General features: G+C 70.5%; 21 protein-coding genes. 13 read left to right on the forward strand and 8 right to left on the reverse strand.

Annotated features, from left to right (window positions below):
• Positions 1-48 precede the first annotated feature (48 nt).
• Positions 49-765 (reverse strand): response regulator transcription factor, encoded by a 717-nt coding sequence (locus ACW9J6_RS11665; RefSeq protein ID WP_012330216.1) that lies wholly within the window; start codon positions 763-765, stop codon positions 49-51.
• 285 nt (positions 766-1050) lie between these two features.
• On the opposite strand from ACW9J6_RS11665, the gene ACW9J6_RS11670 reads away from it, so the two are divergent.
• From ACW9J6_RS11670 to ACW9J6_RS11695, 6 genes are all read left to right on the forward strand, one after another.
• On the forward strand, positions 1051-1833 hold the full coding sequence (locus tag ACW9J6_RS11670) for a HugZ family pyridoxamine 5'-phosphate oxidase (protein WP_457116639.1): 783 nt from the start codon (positions 1051-1053) through the stop codon (positions 1831-1833).
• Between the two features lie 211 nt (positions 1834-2044).
• Positions 2045-3655, forward strand: coding sequence for a phosphoenolpyruvate carboxykinase (locus ACW9J6_RS11675; RefSeq protein ID WP_457116640.1), 1611 nt, complete (start codon positions 2045-2047; stop codon positions 3653-3655).
• Between the two features lie 232 nt (positions 3656-3887).
• Positions 3888-4982 carry an NAD(P)/FAD-dependent oxidoreductase gene (locus ACW9J6_RS11680; RefSeq protein WP_457116641.1) on the forward strand — a complete coding sequence of 365 codons (1095 nt, stop codon included), beginning with the start codon at positions 3888-3890 and terminating at the stop codon, positions 4980-4982.
• Positions 4983-5145: 163 nt separating this feature from the next.
• Positions 5146-6951 carry a translation elongation factor 4 gene (lepA, locus tag ACW9J6_RS11685; RefSeq protein WP_457116642.1) on the forward strand — a complete coding sequence of 602 codons (1806 nt, stop codon included), beginning with the start codon at positions 5146-5148 and terminating at the stop codon, positions 6949-6951.
• Between the two features lie 148 nt (positions 6952-7099).
• Complete coding sequence (locus ACW9J6_RS11690) at positions 7100-8791, forward strand: pilus assembly protein TadG-related protein (RefSeq protein WP_457116643.1); 1692 nt, start codon at positions 7100-7102, stop codon at positions 8789-8791.
• Positions 8792-8917: 126 nt separating this feature from the next.
• Positions 8918-10375, forward strand: a complete 1458-nt coding sequence (locus tag ACW9J6_RS11695) for a pilus assembly protein TadG-related protein (protein ID WP_457116644.1) — start codon at positions 8918-8920, stop codon at positions 10373-10375.
• Between the two features lie 36 nt (positions 10376-10411).
• Here ACW9J6_RS11695 and ACW9J6_RS11700 read toward each other — a convergent pair whose 3' ends face one another.
• The 3 genes from ACW9J6_RS11700 to ACW9J6_RS11710 form a co-directional block, all read right to left on the reverse strand.
• Positions 10412-10828 carry a hypothetical protein gene (locus ACW9J6_RS11700; protein WP_457116645.1) on the reverse strand — a complete coding sequence of 139 codons (417 nt, stop codon included), beginning with the start codon at positions 10826-10828 and terminating at the stop codon, positions 10412-10414.
• Positions 10829-11040: 212 nt separating this feature from the next.
• Positions 11041-11418 carry a hypothetical protein gene (locus tag ACW9J6_RS11705; protein ID WP_457116771.1) on the reverse strand — a complete coding sequence of 126 codons (378 nt, stop codon included), beginning with the start codon at positions 11416-11418 and terminating at the stop codon, positions 11041-11043.
• Positions 11419-11492: 74 nt separating this feature from the next.
• Positions 11493-13337, reverse strand: a complete 1845-nt coding sequence (locus ACW9J6_RS11710; protein WP_457116646.1) for a methylmalonyl-CoA mutase family protein — start codon at positions 13335-13337, stop codon at positions 11493-11495.
• A 287-nt stretch (positions 13338-13624) separates the two neighbouring features.
• Here ACW9J6_RS11710 and ACW9J6_RS11715 point away from each other — a divergent pair, with 287 nt between their 5' ends.
• Positions 13625-14425, forward strand: a complete 801-nt coding sequence (locus ACW9J6_RS11715) for a glycosyltransferase family 2 protein (RefSeq protein WP_457116647.1) — start codon at positions 13625-13627, stop codon at positions 14423-14425.
• 159 nt (positions 14426-14584) lie between these two features.
• On the opposite strand, the gene hppD is transcribed toward ACW9J6_RS11715, so the two are convergent.
• Entirely contained in the window at positions 14585-15685 is a 1101-nt protein-coding gene (hppD, locus tag ACW9J6_RS11720; protein WP_457116648.1) for a 4-hydroxyphenylpyruvate dioxygenase, read from the reverse strand.
• A gap of 152 nt (positions 15686-15837) precedes the next feature.
• Between hppD and ACW9J6_RS11725 the strand changes: the two genes are divergently transcribed.
• The gene (locus ACW9J6_RS11725) at positions 15838-16419 is read left to right on the forward strand and encodes an Lrp/AsnC family transcriptional regulator (protein ID WP_457116649.1); all 582 of its coding nucleotides are present in this window, start codon (positions 15838-15840) and stop codon (positions 16417-16419) included.
• On the opposite strand, the gene ACW9J6_RS11730 is transcribed toward ACW9J6_RS11725, so the two are convergent.
• Entirely contained in the window at positions 16365-16694 is a 330-nt protein-coding gene (locus tag ACW9J6_RS11730; protein WP_457116650.1) for a non-heme iron oxygenase ferredoxin subunit, read from the reverse strand. The genes ACW9J6_RS11725 and ACW9J6_RS11730 overlap by 55 nt on opposite strands.
• Before the next feature lie 287 nt (positions 16695-16981).
• Between ACW9J6_RS11730 and ACW9J6_RS11735 the strand changes: the two genes are divergently transcribed.
• Complete coding sequence (locus tag ACW9J6_RS11735; RefSeq protein WP_457116651.1) at positions 16982-17353, forward strand: TfoX/Sxy family protein; 372 nt, start codon at positions 16982-16984, stop codon at positions 17351-17353.
• Between the two features lie 2 nt (positions 17354-17355).
• Here the strand turns inward: ACW9J6_RS11735 and ACW9J6_RS11740 are convergent, their stop codons facing one another.
• On the reverse strand, positions 17356-18159 hold the full coding sequence (locus tag ACW9J6_RS11740) for an undecaprenyl-diphosphate phosphatase (protein WP_457116652.1): 804 nt from the start codon (positions 18157-18159) through the stop codon (positions 17356-17358).
• A gap of 286 nt (positions 18160-18445) precedes the next feature.
• On the opposite strand from ACW9J6_RS11740, the gene ACW9J6_RS11745 reads away from it, so the two are divergent.
• The 3 genes from ACW9J6_RS11745 (at position 18446) to ACW9J6_RS11755 (ending at position 21179) form a co-directional block, all read left to right on the forward strand.
• On the forward strand, positions 18446-19138 hold the full coding sequence (locus ACW9J6_RS11745; RefSeq protein ID WP_457116653.1) for a glutathione S-transferase family protein: 693 nt from the start codon (positions 18446-18448) through the stop codon (positions 19136-19138).
• A gap of 89 nt (positions 19139-19227) precedes the next feature.
• The gene (gene queG, locus ACW9J6_RS11750; RefSeq protein ID WP_457116654.1) at positions 19228-20331 is read left to right on the forward strand and encodes a tRNA epoxyqueuosine(34) reductase QueG; all 1104 of its coding nucleotides are present in this window, start codon (positions 19228-19230) and stop codon (positions 20329-20331) included.
• Positions 20328-21179: an SDR family oxidoreductase gene (locus tag ACW9J6_RS11755; protein WP_457116655.1), complete on the forward strand. Its 852-nt coding sequence runs from the start codon at positions 20328-20330 to the stop codon at positions 21177-21179. The genes queG and ACW9J6_RS11755 overlap by 4 nt, the downstream gene beginning before the upstream one ends.
• Before the next feature lie 9 nt (positions 21180-21188).
• Here ACW9J6_RS11755 and ACW9J6_RS11760 read toward each other — a convergent pair whose 3' ends face one another.
• Positions 21189-21452: a hypothetical protein gene (locus tag ACW9J6_RS11760; RefSeq protein WP_457116656.1), complete on the reverse strand. Its 264-nt coding sequence runs from the start codon at positions 21450-21452 to the stop codon at positions 21189-21191.
• Between the two features lie 113 nt (positions 21453-21565).
• Between ACW9J6_RS11760 and ACW9J6_RS11765 the strand changes: the two genes are divergently transcribed.
• Positions 21566-22363 (forward strand): ABC transporter permease, encoded by a 798-nt coding sequence (locus ACW9J6_RS11765; protein WP_457116657.1) that lies wholly within the window; start codon positions 21566-21568, stop codon positions 22361-22363.
• Positions 22364-22509 lie beyond the last annotated feature (146 nt).

Below are 22509 nucleotides of genomic sequence, written 5' to 3' on the forward strand. Positions count from 1 at the left end.
GACGCCGCACGGCGCCGAGTGCGAAACCGCTGCTCACTTGGCCAAGTCTCACGCTTCCTTGAAGCGGTAGCCGACGCCGTAGAGCGTCTCGATCATGTCGAAGTTGGTGTCGACCACCTTGAACTTCTTGCGCAGCCGCTTGATGTGGCTGTCGATGGTGCGGTCGTCGACGTAGACCTGGTCGTCGTAGGCCGCGTCCATGAGGGCGTTGCGGCTCTTCACGACGCCCGGGCGCTGGGCGAGCGCCTGCAGGATCAGGAACTCCGTCACGGTCAGCGTCACCGGCTCGCCCTTCCAGGTGCAGGTGTGCCGCTCGGGATCCATCATCAATTGCCCGCGCTCCAGCGAGCGGGCGGCGGCGGCCTCGGCCTCGCGGGCGGCGGCCGCCGGCCCGGCCTCCTTGGCGGCGAAGCGGCGCAGCACCGCCTTCACCCGCTCGACCAGCAGGCGCTGCGAGAACGGCTTCCGGATGAAGTCGTCGGCGCCCATCTTCAGGCCGAACAGCTCGTCGATCTCCTCGTCCTTCGAGGTCAGGAAGATCACGGGCAGGTCGGACTTCTGGCGCAGGCGGCGCAGCAGCTCCATCCCGTCCATGCGCGGCATCTTGATGTCGAAGATCGCGAGGTCCGGCGGCGAGTGCTTGAGTCCGTCGAGGGCCGAGGCGCCGTCCGTGTAGGTCTGGATCCGGTACCCCTCGGTCTCGAGCGCGATCGACACCGAGGTGAGGATGTTGCGGTCGTCGTCGACGAGGGCGATGGTCGGCATGGAGGAATCCCTGGGACGAGGGTGGCGTGCCCCGCAGGATCGCAGGATCCTCCTGAACGCCACCCGACTTCCGCCGGTGCGAGCCCGGCCTTGGCGGAGGCCCGTGCCCGTCCCGCAAAATGGCTGGACAGTGGCGGGCGGGCCACGGTTCGGACACCCTTACGGCGAAAGCCATCAAAAAGCGAGCGCCCGACTCGGCGAGGCCGCGGGCCGCGACGCGAGGGGCGCTGGACGGCCCCGATCGCCCGCGCCAGGGTGCCCGGCGCACGAGGGAGACCGGACGCCATGGCCGAGACCGAGAGACCGCAGGCGGCTCCGCTGCCCGCCGCGCAGGCGCCCTTCGACGCGATCGGCCTCGCCAAGGACATCCTGCGCAGCACCCGCGCGGGGGCGCTGGCGACGATCGACCGGAGCGAGGGCGCACCCTTCGCCTCCCTGGTCACCGTGGCGACCGACCTCGACGGCGCGCCGCTGATGCTGCTCTCGCGCCTCTCGGCCCACACGCTCAACCTGGAGGCGGAGCCGCGCTGCTCGCTCCTGCTCAGCCCCGGCGGCAAGGGCGACCCGCTCGCCCATCCGCGCCTCACCGTGTCGGGCCGGGCGGCGCGCAGCGACGACCCGCGGGTACGCGCCCGCTTCCTCGCCCGCCACCCCAAGGCCAAGCTCTACGCCGACTTCCCGGACTTCGCCTTCTTCCGCCTGGAACCGCAGGCCGGCCACCTCAACGGCGGCTTCGCCAAGGCCGCCACCCTGAGCCCGGCCGAACTTCTCACCGACCTCGCCGGGCTGGAGGCCCTGGCGGAGAGCGAGGCGGGCGCCGTCGCCCACATGAACCAGGACCACGCCGACGCGCTCGCCCTCTACGCCGCGCATTTCGCCGGCGCGGAGCCCGGACCCTGGCGCCTCACCGGGCTCGACCCCGAGGGGCTTGATCTTCTCGCCGGAGACCGGACCGCCCGCGTCACCTTCCCCGAACGGCTGACAAGTCCCGGAACCCTGCGGCAGACCCTGGTCGAGATGGCGCGGAGCGCGCGGGAGGTTCCGGCGCAGTCCGGACAGGCGGAGTGACAGAAGATCCGGTCTGTTACCCCAGTCTCGCGCCTTTGCGATTGAACCGCGAAGTTTCGCCACCTACTAACGGCCCTGGTCCGGCCTCGCGCGTGCGCGGTCCGGGTGCGGCGGTCGCCACGTCCGGGAACCGGCAGCGTCCGACGAACGAGGGCATCGGCGCGCGCCGGGTGGACCCCCGCCCCCCGGCCCGGCGCCAGGAGGAACACTCGTGAGCGATATCGGCGTCCACAACGCTGCGGTCGGCCCCGACCGGGTCGGCCTGCGCAACCTCAAGCGCGTCTTCTGGAACCTGGAGGCCCCGAGCCTCTACGAGCAGGCCCTGCAGCGGGGCGAGGCCCAGCTCGCGGCGGGCGGCGCCCTGGTGGCCGAGACCGGCGTCCACACCGGCCGCTCCCCGAAGGACAAGTTCGTCGTCCGCGACGACGCGACCGAGAACGAGGTCTGGTGGGACAACAACGGCGCCATCACGCCGGCTCAGTTCGACCAGCTCCACGCCGACTTCATCGCCCAGGCGGAAGGCCGCGACCTCTTCGCGCAGGACCTCTACGGCGGCGCCGATCCGGCGCACCGGGTCCGCGCCCGCGTCTACACCGAGTATGCGTGGCACTCCCTGTTCATCCGCAACCTGCTGATCCGGCCGGAGCGCGACGAACTCGGCACCTACGAGCCCGACCTGACGATCATCGACCTGCCGAGCTTCAAGGCCGACCCGGCCCGCCACGGCGTGCGCTCCGAGACCGTGATCGCCTGCGACTTCACGCGCAAGATCGTGCTGATCGGCGGCAGCTCCTACGCCGGCGAGATGAAGAAGTCGGTCTTCACCTACCTGAACTACATCCTGCCGAAGGCCGGCGTCATGCCGATGCACTGCTCGGCGAATGTGGGCGCGGCGGCCGACTCGGCGCTGTTCTTCGGCCTGTCGGGCACCGGCAAGACCACCCTGTCCAACGATCCGGCCCGGGTGCTGCTCGGCGACGACGAGCACGGCTGGAGCCCGAAGGGCATCTTCAACTTCGAGGGCGGCTGTTACGCCAAGACCATCCGCCTGTCGCGGGAGGCCGAGCCGGAGATCTACGCCACCACCGAGCGCTTCGGCACGGTGATGGAGAACGTGGTCATCGACCCCGTCACCCGGCTGCCGGATTTCGACGACGCCTCGCGCACCGAGAACACGCGCTGCGCCTACCCGCTGCCCTTCATCCCGAACGCGAGCCCGACCGGCCGCGCCGGGCACCCGAAGAACATCGTGATGCTGACCTGCGACGCCTTCGGGGTGCTTCCCCCGATCGCCAAGCTGACCGGCGCCGAGGCGATGTACCACTTCCTGTCGGGCTACACCGCCAAGGTGGCCGGGACCGAGAAGGGGCTGAAAGGGCCGGAGGCGACCTTCTCGACCTGCTTCGGGGCGCCCTTCATGCCGCGCCACCCGAGCGTCTACGGCAACCTGCTGCGCGACCTGATCGCCCGCCACCACGTCGATTGCTGGCTCGTCAACACGGGCTGGACCGGCGGGGGCGTGGGCACCGGGCGGCGCATGCCGATCCGGGTGACGCGCCGGCTGCTGACCGCGGCCCTCGACGGTTCGCTCGCCAAGGCCGATTACCGCCGCGACCCGTATTTCGGCTTCGCGGTGCCGACCTCGGTGCCGGGCGTCGAGCCGCACATCCTGTACCCGGTCAAGACCTGGCAGGACAAGGCGGCCTTCGCGGAGACCGCCAAGAAGCTCGTCGAGATGTTCCAGGCGAACTTCAAGCGCTTCGAGGCCCATGTCGACGCCGACGTGCGCGCCGCCGAGCCGACCATGTCGATCGCGGCGTGATCGGTTGAGGCGCCGTGCCCCCTCCCCCCTCTGCAGGGGAGGGTGGCGAACGGAGTGTGCGCAGCGGGACGAAGTCCCCCCGAGAGGGGGTGGCGCGACGCTGATTCAGGTGGCGCCCGTCACCACGGTCCCGCTGCATCCTGACGCGTGGTTCCCCTCTCCCGCCCGGCTCCGCCGGGCACCCTCCCCCGCATAGGGGGGAGGGGGAGGCGGGCGAGAGAGACGGACGGGCATGCTGATCCTCGTCATCGGCGCCGGCGTGGTCGGGCTCGCCTGCGGGCGGGCGCTGGCGCTGCGCGGCCACGAGGTGATCGTGGCGGAGGCCGAGGGCCACATCGGCACCGGCGTGTCCTCGCGCAATTCCGAGGTCATCCACGGCGGCATGTACTACCCGGCGGGCTCCCTGCGGGCGCGCCACTGCGTCGAGGGACGGCGCCGCCTCTATGAATTCTGCGCGAGCCACGGCGTGCCGCACGCCCGGACCGGCAAGCTCATCGTGGCGGCGACCGAGCCCGAGCGCGCCAAGGTCGCGGCGATCTACGATCAGGGACGAGCGAACGGCGTCGAGGGGCTCGACCTCATCGACGGCGCCGAGGCGCGCCGGCTCGAACCCAACCTCGCCTGCGTCAGCGCCCTGCACTCGCCCGAGACCGGCATCGTCGACAGCCACGCGCTGATGCTCGCCCTGCAGGGCGACCTGGAGGCCCATGGCGGCGCGCTCGCCCTGCGCACGCCGGTCGAGCGGCTGCTGCGGGACGGGACCGGCTGGGTGGCGCAGTATGGCGGCGAGGCGCCCGGTGAACTGCAGGTCGATGCGGTGGTCAACGCCGCGAGCTTCGGGGCGCAGGACATCGCCCGGGCGACCGAGGGCTACCCGGAGGCGCGGATCCCGCGGCTCGTCCTCGCCAAGGGCAACTATTTCGGCTGCCTCGGCCGTCCCGCCTTCACGCGGCTGATCTACCCGGCCCCGGTCGAGGGGGGCCTCGGCATCCACCTGACCATCGACCTCGCCGGGCGCATGCGCTTCGGCCCCGATGTCGAGTGGATCGACGCGCCCGACTACGCGGTCGATCCGGCCCGCGGCGCGCTGTTCTACGCGGCGATCCGGCGCTACTGGCCGGACCTCCCCGACGACGCCCTCTTTCCCGACTATGCCGGCATCCGCCCGAAGCTCTCCGGCCCCGGCCAGCCCGCGATGGACTTCGTGCTCGACGGCCCGGCCGGGCACGGCCTGCCCGGCCTCGTTCAGATGTTCGGCATCGAGAGCCCGGGCCTGACGTCGAGCCTTTCGCTCGCCGAGGAGGTCGCGGACAGGCTCGGCGCCTGAGCCTGTCCGTCGGGAGCGTGCGGCCCGCCGCCGACATCCTCCGTGCGGCCCGCCGCCGTCTTGGCGCGGCGGGGACCCGCTGCTATCTCCCGTCGGCCTCTTTCCATTCGACCGCCGTGCGCCACGCCCCTCGGTGCGCCTGGGCGCCGGAGACCGCCTGCTGATGACCGCGTCCCCCATCGACAACATCCGCAACTTCTCGATCGTCGCCCATATCGACCATGGCAAGTCGACGCTCGCCGACCGGCTGATCCAGATCACCGGCGCGGTCGCGGCCCGCGACATGAGCGAGCAGATGCTCGACTCGATGGACATCGAGAAGGAGCGCGGCATCACCATCAAGGCGCAGACCGTGCGCCTCGAGTACAAGGCGCAGGACGGGCGCGACTACGTCCTCAACCTGATGGACACGCCCGGCCACGTCGATTTCGCCTACGAGGTGTCGCGCTCGCTCGCCGCCTGCGAGGGTTCGCTGCTGGTCGTCGACGCCTCGCAGGGCGTCGAGGCGCAGACGCTCGCCAACGTCTACCAGGCGCTCGACGCCAACCACGAGATCGTCCCGGTCCTCAACAAGATCGACCTGCCGGCGGCCGAGCCCGACCGGGTCAAGGAGCAGATCGAGGAGGTGATCGGCATCGACGCCAAGGACGCGGTGCCGATCTCGGCCAAGACCGGCCTCAACATCGAGGCGGTGCTGGAGGCGATCGTCACCCGCCTGCCGCCGCCGAAGGGCGACCGGACCGCGCCGTTGAAGGCGTTGCTGGTCGATTCCTGGTACGACGTCTATCTCGGCGTCGTCGTGCTGGTGCGCATCGTCGACGGCGTGCTCAAGAAGGGCATGACGATCCGCATGATGGGGGCCGATGCGGCCTACGGCGTCGAGCGCCTCGGCGTGTTCCGGCCCAAGATGCAGGACGTGTCCGAGCTCGGACCCGGCGAGGTCGGCTTCTTCACCGGCTCGATCAAGGAGGTCGCCGACACCCGCGTCGGCGACACCATCACCGAGGACAAGCGCCAGACCAAGGAGGCGATGCCGGGCTTCAAGCCGGTGCAGCCGGTGGTGTTCTGCGGCCTGTTCCCGGTCGATGCCGCCGACTTCGAGAACTTGCGCGGCGCGATGGGCAAGCTCAGGCTCAACGACGCCTCGTTCTCCTACGAGATGGAGACCTCGGCCGCGCTCGGCTTCGGCTTCCGCTGCGGCTTTCTCGGCCTCCTGCACCTGGAGATCATCCAGGAGCGGCTGGAGCGCGAGTTCAACCTCGACCTGATCTCGACCGCGCCGAGCGTGGTCTACCGCCTCAACATGGCGGACGGCGAGGTGCGCGAGCTGCACAACCCCGCCGACATGCCCGACGTGATGAAGATCGCCTCGATCGAGGAGCCCTGGATCCGCGCCACCATCCTGACACCGGACGAATACCTCGGCGGGGTGCTGAAGCTCTGCCAGGACCGGCGCGGCACCCAGGTCGACCTCAACTACGTCGGCAAGCGCGCGATGGTCGTGTACGACCTGCCGCTCAACGAGGTGGTGTTCGACTTCTATGACCGGCTGAAGTCGATCTCGAAGGGCTACGCCTCGTTCGACTACCACATCTCGGATTACCGCGAGGGCGACCTCGTGAAGATGTCGATCCTGGTCAACGGCGAGCCGGTCGACGCGCTGTCCATGCTGGTCCACCGCACGCGGGCGGAGTTCCGCGGCCGGGCGATGTGCGAGAAGCTGAAGGACCTGATCCCCCGCCACCTGTTCCAGATCCCGGTCCAGGCGGCGATCGGCGGCAAGATCATCGCCCGCGAGACCATCCGGGCCCTGTCCAAGGACGTCACCGCCAAGTGCTACGGCGGCGACATCTCGCGCAAGCGCAAGCTCCTCGACAAGCAGAAGGAGGGCAAGAAGCGCATGCGCCAGTTCGGCAAGGTCGAGATCCCGCAGGAGGCGTTCATCGCCGCCCTCAAGATGGACAGCTGACAAAAATACAAACGGCTCCTGCGAGAGACTTCCCGTGCCGCGCGCCGGGGTGGGGGTCTGTTAACGCTAGGTCAGATGCGGAGTCGCGGCTCGTTTTCCCTTGAGGTACCGTTCCGACGGTGTTGCGTCAGAACGGATGAGCCGCTTGATGCCGGGTTTCCTCTCCCATGCGATGCGCTGCTTCGCCGGTGCCCGGGGGGGCAACGTCGCGCTCATCCTCGGGGTGGCCGCGCCGGTGCTGTTCGGTCTGGTCGGGGTCGCGGTCGACTACGCGTCCTGGCGGGCCCACACCCAGACCCTGCAGCAGGCCGCCGATGCCGCCGCCCTCGCGGCGATGTCCGACATGCAGATCGCTGCCGCGACGGCGGAGCGGATCCAGGCGGTCGCCGAGCAGCAGGTCCGCGCCCAGGTGCCGATCCGCGACGGCGACGGGCCGCTGACCGTGCGGACGCAGGCCGTATCCCGCTCGCAGGAGGGGGGTGATTTCGTTCCGACGCCTCTGGGAAGCGACTCCGCCCCGCCCACCGGCGTGACCGTGACGCTGAGCCAGCGCAAGCGGGCCGTGATGAGCCGCATGGTGACGCCGCAGCTCACCGACATCGTCGTGACCGCCACGGCCGAGACGTTCGGAACGGTGAAGGTCTGCGTGGTGGCTCTGGATCCGGCCGGCGAGGCCGCGCTCGGCCTCACCGACAGGGCCCAGGTCTCGGCCGGCAACTGCTCGATCTACGCCCTGTCGACCAGCGGCGCGGGGCTGCGCGCGGACGCGTCGTCGCAGGTGACGGCCCTCAAGACCTGCACGGTCGGCGGTTACGGCGGGAGCAGCGGCAACTACCGGCCGACGCCGATCACCCGCTGCCCGCCGATCAGGGACCCGCTGGCGGCCCGGATCGCCCCCGCGGTCGGGGGATGCAAAGAGCGCAAGACAGTCGTCATCAGGAACGAGACGCGGCTCCTCGCACCCGGCACCTATTGCGGCGGTCTGGTGATCGGCCCGGGTGCCGTGGTCACGCTCTCCCCGGGCATCTACATCATGAAGGACGGACCGCTGGTGGTCGGCCCCCCGGATACCGAGACGCGAGCCATGGTCGGCACCGCCACGGCCTCGGCGACGAGCTCCACCTCGACGAGTTCCAGCAGCCTCGCGTTCGACGGGACCGCCACGGCGAGCGTCAGCGCCGGGGGAGCCACGGTCAACGCGAGCGCCAGCGCCAGCGGTGCGAGTGTCAGCGCGGGCGTCGGCGGCGTCAGCGCCGGCTTCGGCTTCGGTTCCGGCTGCGGGAGCGCCAGCCTCCCGTTGCTCGGCACCCTGGGCCAGACCTGTTCGAGCGGAACGGCTCCCCCGTCCAACTCCGATTCCACGTCTACGACGACCTCCTCGCGCTCCTCGTCCGAGACGGTCGCGCTCCCGGCGGGTTCGCTGAAGGGCAGCGAGGTCGGCTTCTACTTCACCGGGGCGGTGGACGCCGATCCGGACGGGGTCGTGCGTCCGGTGAACTTCATGCAGGACTCGACCGTGACGCTCACGGCGCCCAAGAGCGGTGACATGGCCGGCCTGCTGTTCCACGAGGACCGCTCAGCGGCGGCGGGCCACGAGTTCCGGGTGGGCAGCGACAACGCCCGGCGGCTCGTCGGCACCATCTACCTGCCGGAGGGCACCTTCGCGGTGCGGACGAACCAGATCGTCGCCGACCAGTCGGAATACACCGCCATCGTCGCGCGGCGGATCGCCCTCGCCAAGGCGCCGAACCTCGTGGTCAACGCCGATTACGGCAAGTCCGACATCCCGGTGCCGAAGGGCCTCGGTCCCACGAGCGCGATGCCGACGCTCACGCATTGAACGCACAGGTGGCGTACATGGAGTAACACAACCTTAACGCACTTCGCCGGCCGCCCCGCTCCGGCAAGGTCGCGTTAGCCAGAGTGGCCGCCTGATGCGTCCGTCGAGGACGACAGGGTTGCGGCGATGGTCGGGCGCGTCTGGAGAGCGCTGCGGCGGTTCGGGGCCGAGCGGGCCGCGAACGTCCTGGTGATGTTCGGGCTGGGGGCGCCGGCCCTGTTCGGCGCCGTCGGCGTCGCGCTCGACTACGCCTCCTGGCGGTCGCAGGTCCAGGTTCTGCAGAACGCCGCGGACGCCGCCGCCCTGGCGGTCGTCTCCGACATGCAGGTGGCGGCCGCGACCTCGCAGCGCATGCAGGCCGTGGCGGAGAGCCAGGTGCGCGCCCTGGCGGCGTCCCGGGACGGGGACGGGCCGGTGAGCGTGGCGACCCAGGCGGTCTACCGCGCGTCGACCGGCGGGGCCTTCGTGCCGACGCTCGTCGCCGGCGACAGCACCCCGCCCACCGGCGCGACCGTGACACTCACCTGGCGCAAGCGGGCGATCATGAGCCGCCTCGTGACGCCGCTCCTCACCGACATCGCCGTGACCGCGACGGCGGAGACGCTCGGCACCGTCAAGGTCTGCGTGGTGGCCCTCGACGCGGCCGGGAGCAGCACCGTCGCCCTCACGGACCTGGCGCGGGTGGAGGCCGGCAACTGCTCGGTCTACGCGAGTTCGCCCAGTCCCACGGCCCTCGACGCCCAGGCCGCGTCCCTCGTCACCTCGCTGCGAACCTGCGCGGTCGGCGGCTACGCCGGGTCGGGGGCGAATTTCCGGCCGGCGCCGATCACCGGCTGCCCGGCGATCCGCGACCCCCTCGCCGACCGGGTCGCCCCGGCGGTGGGCGGCTGCAGCTACACCAACCTCACGGTCTCCGGCGAGAGCCGGGTCCTGTCGCCCGGCACCTATTGCGGCGGCCTCACCGTGGCCGGCGACGCGACGGTCACGCTCAATCCCGGCGTCTACGTGATGAAGGACGGCCCCCTGGTCGTCGGCCCCGCGGCGGCGCGCCTCGGCGTGACGGCGGCGGGGCTCGGAACGCCGAGCGCCTGCGCCGATCCCACGGCGACGATCAACGTCAACCTCCTCAACTGCACGGTGGGCCTGAGCGTCGCGATCGGGTCGCTGAAGGGCACGAATGTCGGCTTCTACTTCACCGGGACGGTGGCGCCGGATTCGGACGGCGTCGTGCGCCCGCTCAACTTCCTGAAGAATTCGCGGGTGGAACTCACCGCGCCGCGGACCGGGGACATGGCCGGGCTGCTGTTCCACGAGGACCGAGCCGCCCCGGAGGGCCGCCGCTTCGAGATCACCAGCGACAGCGCCCGCCGCCTCGTCGGCACGATCTACCTGCCGCGGGGCACCTTCGCGGTGGCGGCGAACCAGGTCGTGGCCGACCTGTCCGAGTACACGGCGATCGTGGCGCGGCGCATCACCCTCGCGCAGGCGCCGCGCCTCGTCATCAACGCCGATTACGCCGCGACCGACGTCCCGGTCCCCAAGGGGCTCGGCCCCACGAGTTCGATGCCGGTGCTGACGCGGTGAAGCAGAGCGATCGGCCGACGCCGCCCCGCCGTGGGATTACGGCTTCGCCGACGGCGCCTCGCCCTCGGCATCGGGGCGGGGCTCGGCATTGGCCCAGGTCTTGGTCTCGATCACCGGCTTGAGCTGCTGCTCGAGGGCCTGGGCGAGGTGGCGGGTATAGGCGCCGCGAAAGTAGCGCGCTCCGGTCCCCGCCCCGTACCGCCGGTCGTGATCGCGCATCATGGCGTCGACCTCGGGGCGGCAGAGATAGCCGATCACACCGGCCGCCTCGTACCAGCGCCCAACCCGGGCGTGGTTCAGCGCCGCCGGGTTGCTGCCGATGCTCTCGGCGAAGCAGGCGGTCGCGGCCGATTCCGCGGGCGGCACGGCCGCGCGCCGGTCCTGAGTGTCGCGGGCGACGGCCGCGCTGGTGGCCGCCGCGCAGAGCATGCCGAGGAGCAGGGGTCTCATCATCCGGTGCCGGCCGAATCATCTGGAGGATCAGTCCGGCGAGCCTGCCCCCCGTCCGGGGCGATTCTGCGGCAGATGCCGCGGCTTGCGGCGGGTGATCCGGTTTCCGACCGATGGCGTCGCGATGCCGAAACCGGCGTCGCTCGGGCGTGCGGAGCGACGCTCCGCCGCGCGGGCCCCCTGACCTGCCGCCCGCTTGATCAGCGGATGGCGGGTCAGCCGCGCTTCTCGGCGTTCCAGTGGCCGCCGCAGCGGGTCGAGCCGGAACTGGTCCAGGTGCCGTTGCCCCAGCCGTCGGCGAGGCGGCCCACCACCTGCGCGCTGGCGTCGCCGCGGCTGATCGACCCACGGACCGCCCCGTTCGGCTGGACCCGGCCCGCGATGACGAAGTCCGAGCCGCCCGCGTAGCGGGCCTGCCCGTCCTGGATGATGATCCCGTAGCGGTAGGCCCGGTCGCAGGTGCCGGACTCGGTGATGACCTCGACGCTCCAGCTTCCGTCGAAGCGTTTGACCGACGGGGCCTGGCGCTTGGCGGCCAGCGCCGGCGCGGCGGCCGTCAGGATGAGGAGGCCCGCGCAGGCCGCCCGCAGCATCGTCGTCACTCGTGTCCCTCCTGGCTCAAGCCCCCGCCACAAACGTGCGAATCCGGCGACGGTTGCCGCTCCGGTCAGGCCGGCTGCCGCGCGAGGCCCTGCGCCTCCTCCAGCAGCCGCAGGAGGTCGCAGCCGGCGTAGAGGTCGCGGCTGACGCCCGCCTTCCGCAACTCCGCCTCGAGGGCGCCCGGCCGGCCGGCGAGGTAGAGGGTGCGGGCGCCCGCCGCGGCGAGCGCCGCCGCGGCCGGGACGGCCTCTGCCGCGTAGATCTCGTCGGAGGCGCACAGGCAGGCGAGCGGCGTGCCCGCCTCCCGGAAGGCCGCCGCCATCGCGGCGTGGTCGGGGAAGCCGTCATTCGTCACGGCCTCGATCCCGCCGGCCTCGAAGGCATTGCGGGCGAAGGTCGCCCGGGTCGTGAAGGCGGCGATCGGCCCGAGATTGGCCAGGAACACGCGCGGGCGCCGCCCGGTCTCGGCGAGGAACGCGTCCGAGGCGTCGCGCAGGCGCTCGAAGGGCTCGGCGAGGCGCCGGGAGGGGAGGGCTCCCGGCGGCACCGGCTCCGGCGCCGGGGCCGGCCGCAGCACCGCGACCTCCGGCTCGGCGAGGAGCGGGAACTCGCTCGTGCCGGTGATCGGCTCCCGGCGGCTGGCGAGGTCGCGGTCACGCGCCTCCCGGGTCGCGGCGAGCCGGCCGGCCAGCCGGCCCGACGACAGGCTCTCCACGATGCCGCCCTCGCGCTCAATCTCCTGGAACTGCGCCCAGGCCTGGGCGCAGAGATCGGCGGTCAGCGCCTCGAACCCGCCCGCGCCGGCCGCCGGGTCGACGACGCGCCAGAGGTTCGACTCCTCGAGGAGGACGAGCTGCGTGTTGCGCGCGCAGCGCCGCGCGAAGGCGTCGGGCAGGCCGAGCGCCGCCGTGAAGGGCAGCACCGCCACGGCGTCGGCGCCGCCGAGGCCGGCCGCGACCGTGGCGCAGGTCGTCCGCAGCAGGTTCACGAAGGGATCGCGCCGGGTGGTCATCCGCCACGCGGTCTCGGCGTGGATGCGCAGGGGCTTGGGCGCGAGGCCGCAGCTCTCCTCGATCCGGGCCCAGAGCCGGCGCATCGCCCGGAACTTGGCGAGGGTCAGGAACTCGTCCGCATCGGCCACCAGCAGGACCGCGAGCGCGTCGCGGGCCCGCTCCAGGCCGATCCCCCCCGCCTCCAGGGCGCGCAGCAGCGCCACCGCGCTGGCGAGCGCCGCGGCGAGTTCGCCGGCCTCTGTCGCGCCGGCCTCGTGGAAGGGCCGGGCATCGGCGAGTACCGCCCGGCCGGCGAAGCCCTTCGCGTCGAGGTCCCGCAGCAGGGCGGCGAGCTCTGCGCTCGTCTCGGGCCAGGGTGCCGGAAGGGCGCCCGTCGCCGCGAGGGTGCCGACCGGGTCGATGCCGAGGTCGAGGTCCAGGGAGCCGAGCGCCTCGCCGCGCCGTTCGGCGAGGGCGACGAGGGCTCTGGCGGCCTCGACGGCGCGGGGGCCTGCATCGAGACGCAGGCCGATCAGCGGCAGCATGACGCCGTCGAGGGCCCGCTCGATCGCCTCGGGCCCGGGCAGGCCGAAGCCGCGCGCCGCCGGCGCTCCGGCGAGGACCAGGGCGAGGGCGTCGGCCCCGCCGTCGAGATCGGCGAGGGCGAGGGCGTTGGCCTCCGCCGGGTCGGGGTGGTCGACGCGCTGGACGACGCGCCAGGGCGCCGGCTCGCCGGTAGCGCGCGGGGGTTGCGGGGCGGGCTCGGCCGCGTCGTAGAGGGGTTCGATCCGGATGCCGTCGCGGGTGCGGCGCACGAGGCGCTTCTCGAATTCCGCGCCCTTGAGGACGCCGTCGACCAGGGCGCGCCACTGCTCCCGCGTGGCGGGGGGGAAGGCGGCGGCGAGCGTCAGATCGTCCATGGCGTGTCCCTTGCCCTGTCCCTTGCCCTGTCCCTCAGGCCGGATCGTGCTTCCTTGCATCACAGGAGACCGCGAGGCCAGCCGTCAATGGTCGAGCCAGGCCGAGCCCGGCCCGCCTTCGCTGCCGAGATTGACTTCGGCCCCGCGCCTGATAGGGGCCGGTTCCGGACGCGAGGCCGGCCCGCCATCGCTTGACGGCGGCGCGCGCGTGGCAGCGGAGCGCGGCGGCCCGTCGTCCCTCGACGCGCGGACCCGGCGGTGGTCGGGAGCATTCCGAGGATCCCTGAATGGACACTGGATCGCGTGCGGCCGGTCCGCTCCCGGTGGAAGCCTCCATCATCCACGGCGTCACCTGCACGATCATCTGCAAGAACGAAGAGGACGTCATCGAGACCTGCATCCGGTCGGTGATGGGGCTGGTTCGGGAGATCGTCGTCGTCGACTCGGGCAGCGTCGATCGCACCGTCGCGCGGGCCGCGTCGCTGGGCGCGCGGGTCGTTCACAACCCGTGGAAAGGGTTCGGGCCGCAGAAGCGCTTCGCCGAGGAGGTCGCGTCCTACGACTGGGTGCTCAATCTCGACGCGGACGAGTGGTTGAGCGAGGCGGCGCGCGCGGAACTCACCGCCATCCTGAGCGCTCCGATCCCGCAGGCCGTGCAGGGTTTCCGCTTCCACATCCGCACCGTCTACCCGGGGCGCGACCGGCCGCGCCTCTGGGCCGACAGCCACAACTACGTCCGTCTCTACGATCGTCGCAGATGCCGGTTTCCGGAGAGCCTGGTTCACGACGAGATCAAGCTGGCGGCCGGGCAGTTCCTGCAGGTGAAGTCCCCCGTTCTGCATAATAATATGCGTTCCTTGGGATTTTTGATTGAGAAGAATCTCAACTACTTCAAATTGCAGCAAAAGGAGATTCCGAAAAACAAGTGGGGATCGCTCGCGCGCATCCCGATCGAACTCGTCTACAACTTCTTCAAGTACTATATCGTTCGTCGGCACTTTACGGGTGGCGCCTACGGGTTGGCCGTAGCAACCGTCCTCGCGTATCTGCGTGTAAGACGACTGATCATCTTGTCGTTTGGAAGGTAGGTGTCCGCCGTTACAGCATTTTCGTCAGTATCGATTTCGGTTCGTTGCAGAAAATGCGGCAGAAACAAAGACGGAGAGCGACGCCCGATCGTGGCGCGATCGGGCGTCGCTCTCGTCGGGGGGACTGGGCGCTCGGGCCAGAACCGATGCCGTCGGGCGTCACAGCACCCCGCGGCGGATCTGGTCCTCCTCGATCGACTCGAACAGGGCCTTGAAGTTGCCCTCCCCGAAACCGTCGTCGCCCTTGCGCTGGATGAACTCGAAGAAGATCGGCCCGATCGCGTTCGAAGAGAACAGCTGCAGCAGGATCTTGGTGGTGCCGCCCGCGACCACGCCCTCGCCGTCGATCAGGATCCCGTTCCTCTCAAGCCGGTCGAGCGGCTCGCCGTGGCCCGGAATCCGCTTGTCGATGCGCTTGAAGTAGAGCGGCGGTGGCGAGGGCATGAACGCGACACCGTTCGCCCGCAGGGTCTCGATCGTCTCGTAGATATCGCGACAGCCGCAGGCGATGTGCTGGATGCCCTCGCCGTTGTAGGCGTGGAGATATTCCTCGATCTGGCTCTTGTCGTCGGCCGATTCGTTGATCGGGATGCGGATCTTGCCGTCCGGACTGGTCAGCGCCTTCGAGAACAGGCCCGTCTGCTTGCCCTCGATGTCGAAGTAGCGGATCTGCCGGAAGTTGAAGAGCCGCTCGTAGAAGCCGGCCCAGACGTCCATGCGCCCGCGATGCACGTTGTGGGTCAGGTGATCGAGGTAGTAGAGCCCGTGGCCGACGGGCGAGGGGTCCCGCTCGCCGAGCCAGTCGAACTCCGCGTCGTAGACCGAACCCTTGGCGCCGTAGGTGTCCACGAAGTACAGCAGCGAGCCGCCGATGCCTTTGACGGCCGGCACGTCGAGCGCCTTCTCGCCGTCCCTCGGGTCGGCGGGCTCGGCCCCGAGGGCCACGGCGCGGGCGAAGGCCCGCCGGGCGTCGACGACGCGGAACGCCATCGAGGGCGCGCATGGACCGTGGGCGGCGACGAAGCCGTGGCCGTGCGTTCCCGGCTCCTCGTTCACGAGGTAGTTCACGTCGCCCTGACGGTACAGGGTGATGGCCTTGCGGCGATGCTTCGCCACCGGGATGAAGCCCATCGCGCGGAACAGGACGTGGAGCTGCCGCGGGTCCGTGTGAGCGTATTCCACGAACTCGAAACCGTCGGTGCCCATCGGATTGGCGTCGGTGATCCGCGGCGGCGGCGCATCGTGCGGATAGGGGCCCATGGATTTCCTCCTGTGCTCGGGCCGGAGGAGCCTCCGGACCGCGGCCCGTGTTCGGGCGCCCCAAGACCACCACGACGCCGCCGCGCAGTCCGTGCGAAATATGCGAAGATGACGCCGATTCATGCACGCTTCGTGCGAGGAGAGCTCCCGCCATGCTCGATCCGGACACCCTGGACGGGTTCGACCTCAAGATCCTCGCGGCACTCCAGGCCGACGGGCGGCTCACGAACCAGGATCTTGCCGAGCGGGTGAACCTGTCGCCGAGCCAGTGCTCGCGGCGGCGCATCCGCCTGGAGGAGCGGGGGATCCTGCGCGGCTACCTGGCCGACATCGATCCGGGCCGCCTCGGCCTCGACGTCGTGGTCTTCACCAAGGTGGCCCTGGCCGCCCACAGCCGCGACAACGCCCGCCGCTTCGCGGACCTCGTCCGCGGCCTCGACTGCGTGCTGGAGGCTCACGCGCTGACCGGCGACAGCGACTACCTGCTCAAGATGATCCTGCCGGACCTCCGCGCGCTGTCGGCGGTGGTGAACGAGATGCTGCTGCCGCACGAGAGCGTGGCGAGCGTGCGCACCTCCGTCGTCCTCACCACCCTGAAGGAGGCCGGGACGCTTCCCCTCGGCAGCGTGCCGCGCCTCTCCGAACGGGAGGTGTCCCCTCGGACGCCTGGGCAGGGCGGTCAGGTCTCGTCGATGGCGACCTCGAGGCGGGTGCCGACGACCCGCACCGGATAGACCCGCAGGTCGACGCAGACTGGCGCGCCCTGGGCCTCGCCGGTCGCGATCGCGAAGAGACCGAAATGGAGTGGGCACTCGATGCAGCCCTCGACCACCTCGCCCTCGCTGAGCAGGGCGTTCTGGTGAGTACAGACGTCCGAGGTCGCGTAGTAGCGGCCGGCGACTCGGTAGAGGGCGATCCGGTGCCCGGCGCAGTCCCGGCCGATGACGTCCTTCTCCGCGAGGTCCGCGATGTCCGCCGCGTGGTGCCAGGTCATCTCTTGCCACCTCATCTCGTGCCAACTCATCGGCCCGCCTCCGTCGATGGCCAACCTTCCCTGCCGCAGCGCGCAGATGCCAGGTACGGATGCGTCGCGGCGGTTCGCGCTGGACCCGGGTCGCGATCCGGTGACGCTGCATGCACCCGGAAGAGGGGTGAGCGTGCCGTCAGGCGAGTGCCATCACGATCCCTCGGGCGGCCGGTATTCGTCGTGCGGTTCGTGACGAGCCGCCGCGCGATGGACGTGGACCTCGCACTGCCGACGGGGTCAGGATGCGACGGGCAGGAGATCTGACGGCCATGGACACGACCGCGATCGAGGAGATGTTCGCGGGCCTCGGCCCTGTGACGGTGCGCCGGATGTTCGGCGGCAAGGGCATCTACCACCTCGGCCGGATCGTGGCGGTCGAGCTGCGTGGCGAGGTGATGCTCAAGGCGGACGCGGTCAGCGCCCCGGCCTTCGCGGCGGCCGGCGCCACGCAGTGGCGCTACGAGGGCCGCGAGGGAAAGGGTGTCGCGATGCCCTACTGGTCGGTTCCCGTCGACGCGTTCGACGATCCCGACGCCATGGCGCGCTTCGTGCGGCTCGCCGACGAGGCGGCGCTCCGGGCCTCGAAGAAGCCAGCGCCTGCCCCGCGACGCGCCAAGCAACCGCGCCGCCCCGCCCCCTGACACTACCCGAACACGATCAGCCCGGCGAAGCCCGCCGCGCCCACCAGGATGCGCCACCATGCGAACAGCCCGAAACCGTGGCGGGAGACGTAGTCGAGGAGCTTGCGCACCACGAACAGCGCCGAGACGAAGGCGACCACGAAGCCGATCGCGATGAGGCCAACGTCGTCCCGCGACAGGTTCTTGTAATTGTCGAGGAGGTCCTTGGCGAAGGCGCCCGCCATGGTCGGCATCGCGAGGTAGAACGAGAACTCGGTGGCGGCGCGCTTGCCCGATCCCATCAGCATCGCGCCCACGATGGTGGCGCCCGAGCGCGACACGCCCGGGATCATCGCGAGGCACTGGAACAGCCCGATCTTCAGGGCCATCGGCAGCGAGAACTGGTGCACGTCGTCGTATTTCTGCTCGAGTTCGGTCTCGTCGACCACGAGCAGCACCAGCCCGCCTGCGACCAGCGTCGAGCAGACGATCCACGGATTGAACAGGTAGAGCTTGATCACCTTCGAGAACAGGCCGCCGATGATCGCCGCCGGCAGGAAGGCGATCAGGATCGCCAGGATGAAGCGGCGGGCCTTCGGATCACTCGGCGCGCGCAGGGCGAGATCGAGCAGGGTGTGGAAGTAGACGCTCACGATCGCCAGGATGGCGCCGAGCTGGATCAGCACCTCGAAGGTGTTGTTCGGCGACTGGAAGCCGATGAAGTGCCCGACCAGGAGCTGATGGCCGGTCGAGGAGACCGGGATGAACTCGGTGGCGCCCTCGACGAGGGCGAGCACCACGGCCTTGCCGATCCCCGCGATGTCCATCAGCAGGCTCCCAGGGCCGCGCGGGCCGTCCGCGCGCGCATCGCCGCGTTGGTCATCGTCGCTCGCTCACCTCGGTGCGGGCCGCGCGCGGCGGCGGGACCACGGGCCGTGCGGCACCCTCGCGGCGGCCCCGTTGCGGGTCGGTTACCAGCCCGGCGCCGCCGTGTTAAGGATGCGCGTCATTCTCCGCGGGGACGTTTGACCGCCCGTTAATCCGTTCCGGGCTCAATCGCCGCGCAAGGCCTGCCCGCGGCCTGCCCACGAGACGAAGCGCGACACGGCCCTGATGGCGACGCTGCACCACTCCCCCTTCTGCCCCCATTCCCGCTTCATTCGCCTGGTGCTTGCCGAGATGGGCATGGAACCCGTGCTGGCCGAGGAGCGGCCGTGGGAGCGGCGGGAGGAGTTCCTGGTCCTCAACCCGGCCGGAACCACGCCCGTGCTGGTGGAGGAGAGCGGGCTGGTGGTGCCGGGCGCCGGGCCCATCGCTGAGTATCTCGACGAGACCCGGGGGCTCGGCCTCACGGGGCGGCGGCTGCTGCCGGAGGCGCCGGCCGCGCGGGTGGAGGTGCGGCGTCTCCTCGACTGGTTCCTGGCGAAGTTCGACCAGGAGGTGACCGGCTACCTCGTCACCGAGAAGATCCACAAGCGCTTCATGACCCCGGATCTCGGGGGCGGCCCGCCGGACATGAACGCGATCCGGGCGGCGCGCAGCAACGTGCGCTACCACCTGAAATACATCGGCTACCTGATCGCCCGGCGCAAATGGCTGGCGGGCGACCATCTGACCTATGCGGACCTGGCGGCGGCGGCCCATCTCTCCTGCGTGGACTACCTCGGCGACGTGCCATGGGACGAGGACGAGATGGCGAGGAACTGGTACGCCCGGCTGAAGTCCCGCCCGTCCTTCCGCAGCCTGCTCGCGGACCGGGTGCCCGGGATGGCGGCGGCCGACCACTACGCGGACCTGGACTTCTGACACTCGACGGGCCGACCCTGCGGCGCCTCCTCGCCGAACGGGCGCGGGCGCTCGGCTTCGACGCGCTCGCGGTGACGGGGCCGGAGGCGGTGCCGGACTTGCCGGAGCGGCTGCGCGCCTGGCTCGCGGACGGGCACCAGGCCGGGATGGGCTGGATGGCGGAGCGCACCGCCGAGCGCGCCTCGCCCACCGCCCTTTGGCCGGCCGTGCGCAGCATCGTGATGCTGGGGGTCAATGCGGGGCCGCAGGAGGACCCGCTGGCGGTGCTCGCCGCCCGCGACCACGGCGCGATCGCAGTCTACGCGCAGCGGCGGGACTACCACGACGTGATCAAGGGCAAGCTGAAGGAACTCGGCGCCGTGCTGTCCGCCCGGGGCGGTGCCGACCTCAAGGTCTTCGTCGACACGGCGCCGGTGATGGAGAAGCCGCTCGCGGCGGCGGCCGGGCTCGGCTGGCAGGGCAAGAACACGCTCCTCGTCTCGCGCGGGCACGGCACCTGGCTCCTGCTCGGGGCGATCTACACCAGTGCGGACCTGCCGCGGGACCCGCCCGGGACGGATCATTGCGGCTCCTGCCGGCGCTGCCTCGATGCCTGCCCGACCGCGGCCTTCCCGGCGCCCTACCGGCTCGATGCCAACCGCTGCATCGCCTACCTGACGATCGAGCATCCCGGACCGATCGCGCCGGAATTCCGCGCACCGATCGGCAACCGGGTGTTCGGCTGCGACGATTGCCTCGCGGTCTGCCCCTGGAACAAGTTCGCGGGCGCGGCCCGGGAGGCCCGGCTGGCGGCGCGGGAGGATCTCGCGGCGCCGCGCCTGCGGGACCTGGCGCGGCTCGACGAGGCGGCCTTCCGGGCGCGGTTCGCCGGCACCCCGATCAAGCGCACGGGGCGCGCCCGGGTGCTGCGCAACGTCCTGATCGCGATCGGCAATTCGGGCGAGGCCGGGCTCGCGGACGAGGCCCTGCGCCTTCTCGACGATGCGTCCCCGCTGGTGCGCGGGATGGCGGTGTGGGCGCTCGCCCGGCTCGCGCCCGAGCGTCTTCCGCCCGCACCGCCGGAGGCCGAGGAGGATCCCAGCGTCCTGGCGGAGTGGCGCGCGGCGAAAACCGGGTGTCCAGAGGGCGAGCCCTCTGGCGGGTGCGGGGCGGAGCCCTGCATAAATCCCGTACGGATAGGACCAGCGGCATGAACCTCTTCGTCTTCGGGCTCGGCTACACGGCGCGGCACTTCGTGGCGCGCGAGCGGGCGCGCTTCGCGACCGTCACGGCGACGCTTCAGGCGGCGCGGCCGGACCTGCCGGCGGGCGTCACCCTGCGGCTGTTCTCGCCCGAGGCGGCCGACCCGGCCATCGCGGCGGATCTCGCGCGGGCCGACGCGATCCTGGTCTCGGTGCCGCCGCAGGACGGCGACCCGGTGCTCAGGGCCTACGCGGACGCGATCGCCGCGGGTCCGGCGCGCTGGATCGGCTACCTGTCGACGATCGGCGTCTACGGCGACCAGGGCGGCGCCTGGATCGACGAGGACACGCCCGTCGCCCCCACGCACGGGCGCACCCGCGACCGCGTCGCGGTCGAGGCGGCGTGGCGCGACCTCGGCACGCGCAGCGGCAAACCCGTGCAGGTGTTCCGCCTGTCCGGGATCTACGGGCCGGGACGCAACGCCTTCGCGAAGCTGCGGGAGGGAAGGGCGCAGCGGATCGTCAAGGCGGGTCAGGTCTTCAACCGGATCCACGTGGACGACATCGCGACGGTGCTCGCCGCCTCCCTCGACCGCCCGCGGGCGGGCGCGATCTACAACGTCACGGACGACGAGCCGGCGCCGCCCCAGGACGTGACCGCCTTCGCGGCGGATCTCGCCGGGCTGCCGCTGCCCCCCGAGATCGATTTCGAGACCGCCTCCTTAAGCCCGATGGCGCGCAGCTTCTACGGCGAGAACAAGCGGGTGCGGAACCGGCGCATCAAGGAGGAGCTGGGCGTCTCCCTCCGCTTCCCGACGTTTCGCGAGGGGTTGCGGGCGCTGGTGGACGAGGGGCGCTGACGCGCCGGGTCAGCGCCGCGTGCAGGCCGCCGGCCCGCGGGTGCAGGCGATCCCCGGCGTGGTGCAGCCGGTGGCGTCCCCGTCGCGGATGCAGACCGAGCAGCCATCGGTCCATTCGCGGCAGGTCGGGTCGGACGCCGGCGAGGGGGCGGGGCGCGGGGTGCCGGGCGCGAGGTTCGCGATCAAGATCACCGCGACCACGAGAGCGGCGACGCTTCCGGCGATGCGCGCGTCCCGGGAGCGATCGGGGGCGGGGAGGGCGGGTGCGACCATGGCCTTGTCCTCGCTGCCGGGGCGGGGCCTGTCAACCGGCCGTGCCGCGTCACGCGTTCGCCGCAAAAACCGCGCACAGGGCCGGGGCTTGGCGCTTGTCCGGGACGCACACCTTGTCGAATCAGACCGAGACCGTTCGGCCCCTCAACCACCAGTCGGCGCTCCAGATCCAGCTGCAGGTCCTGCACGCGCTGATCCTGCGCGACATCCGCACCCGCTTCGGCCGCACCATGTGGGGCTACGCCATCGTCGTGCTCTGGCCGGTGGCACACCTGCTCATGGTCGTCGTGATCATGACCGTCCGCCACCTGCCGCCGGCGTTCGGCGAAAGCACAACCCTGTTCGTCTACACCGGCTTGATGCCCGTCATCGTCTTCATTTATTTGTCGCGTAAGATCATGGAAGGTGTGGCGGGAGGAAAGCCGCTGATTTCGTTTCCAGACGTTAAGGTGCTCGATCTTTGTCTGTCGCGCGCCATTGTCGAGGTGCTCAACGCCTGCATGAGTTGCACAATCATTATGTTCATTCTGTTTTGTATTGGTGTAGATCCTATCCCGCAGGATGAGTTCCTGGCAGTGCGGGCGATGCTTGTATCGATTTTTTTCTCTTTCGGTATCGGAGTTTTGCTATCAAATATTGCTTATGTTTATCCGATGTTTATGATGGGATTTGCTCTGCTTGTGATCATTGTCTACGCCGCCAGTGGAGTTTATTTCATACCCGAGGGTATGCCCAGTCAAATCTACAACATTATGATTTGGAATCCGATTACCCATATGATTATGCTTTTTCGCCAAGCGTATTATCCCGAATACGTTAATGAGGGCTCGGCAGCTTACGTGATTTATGTTGCGGGTGCGATGACGCTCATCGGATTGCTCGTGGAGCGGTTCTTCACCCGCCATCAATAGAGCAGGTCCCGCTGAAGTGGTTGCCGGTTCAGCGGAGGACATGCGTCAAAATCAAAGACCGAGAGCAGGCTTCACGTTTCAATCTGACCGAGGCCTGCTCTCGCCGCCCTGCCCCCGCTCCTCGCCGCCGCGCCGCGTGCTCTCGC

The sequence above is a fragment of the Methylobacterium sp. JK268 genome (genome assembly GCF_054052225.1).

Coding starts and splice junctions, on each gene's coding strand:
- hppD (WP_457116648.1), bottom strand. CDS start 15,685: ATGGGCCCCTATCCGCACGATGCGCCGCCGCCGCGGATCACCGACGCC.
- ACW9J6_RS11755 (WP_457116655.1), top strand. CDS start 20,328: ATGAACCTCTTCGTCTTCGGGCTCGGCTACACGGCGCGGCACTTCGTG.
- ACW9J6_RS11695 (WP_457116644.1), top strand. CDS start 8,918: ATGGTCGGGCGCGTCTGGAGAGCGCTGCGGCGGTTCGGGGCCGAGCGG.
- ACW9J6_RS11690 (WP_457116643.1), top strand. CDS start 7,100: ATGCCGGGTTTCCTCTCCCATGCGATGCGCTGCTTCGCCGGTGCCCGG.
- lepA (WP_457116642.1), top strand. CDS start 5,146: ATGACCGCGTCCCCCATCGACAACATCCGCAACTTCTCGATCGTCGCC.
- ACW9J6_RS11700 (WP_457116645.1), bottom strand. CDS start 10,828: ATGATGAGACCCCTGCTCCTCGGCATGCTCTGCGCGGCGGCCACCAGC.
- ACW9J6_RS11745 (WP_457116653.1), top strand. CDS start 18,446: ATGGCGACGCTGCACCACTCCCCCTTCTGCCCCCATTCCCGCTTCATT.
- ACW9J6_RS11680 (WP_457116641.1), top strand. CDS start 3,888: ATGCTGATCCTCGTCATCGGCGCCGGCGTGGTCGGGCTCGCCTGCGGG.
- ACW9J6_RS11725 (WP_457116649.1), top strand. CDS start 15,838: ATGCTCGATCCGGACACCCTGGACGGGTTCGACCTCAAGATCCTCGCG.
- ACW9J6_RS11735 (WP_457116651.1), top strand. CDS start 16,982: ATGGACACGACCGCGATCGAGGAGATGTTCGCGGGCCTCGGCCCTGTG.
- ACW9J6_RS11710 (WP_457116646.1), bottom strand. CDS start 13,337: ATGGACGATCTGACGCTCGCCGCCGCCTTCCCCCCCGCCACGCGGGAG.
- ACW9J6_RS11715 (WP_457116647.1), top strand. CDS start 13,625: ATGGACACTGGATCGCGTGCGGCCGGTCCGCTCCCGGTGGAAGCCTCC.
- ACW9J6_RS11730 (WP_457116650.1), bottom strand. CDS start 16,694: ATGAGGTGGCAAGAGATGACCTGGCACCACGCGGCGGACATCGCGGAC.
- ACW9J6_RS11705 (WP_457116771.1), bottom strand. CDS start 11,418: ATGCTGCGGGCGGCCTGCGCGGGCCTCCTCATCCTGACGGCCGCCGCG.
- ACW9J6_RS11760 (WP_457116656.1), bottom strand. CDS start 21,452: ATGGTCGCACCCGCCCTCCCCGCCCCCGATCGCTCCCGGGACGCGCGC.
- ACW9J6_RS11740 (WP_457116652.1), bottom strand. CDS start 18,159: ATGGACATCGCGGGGATCGGCAAGGCCGTGGTGCTCGCCCTCGTCGAG.
- ACW9J6_RS11670 (WP_457116639.1), top strand. CDS start 1,051: ATGGCCGAGACCGAGAGACCGCAGGCGGCTCCGCTGCCCGCCGCGCAG.
- ACW9J6_RS11665 (WP_012330216.1), bottom strand. CDS start 765: ATGCCGACCATCGCCCTCGTCGACGACGACCGCAACATCCTCACCTCG.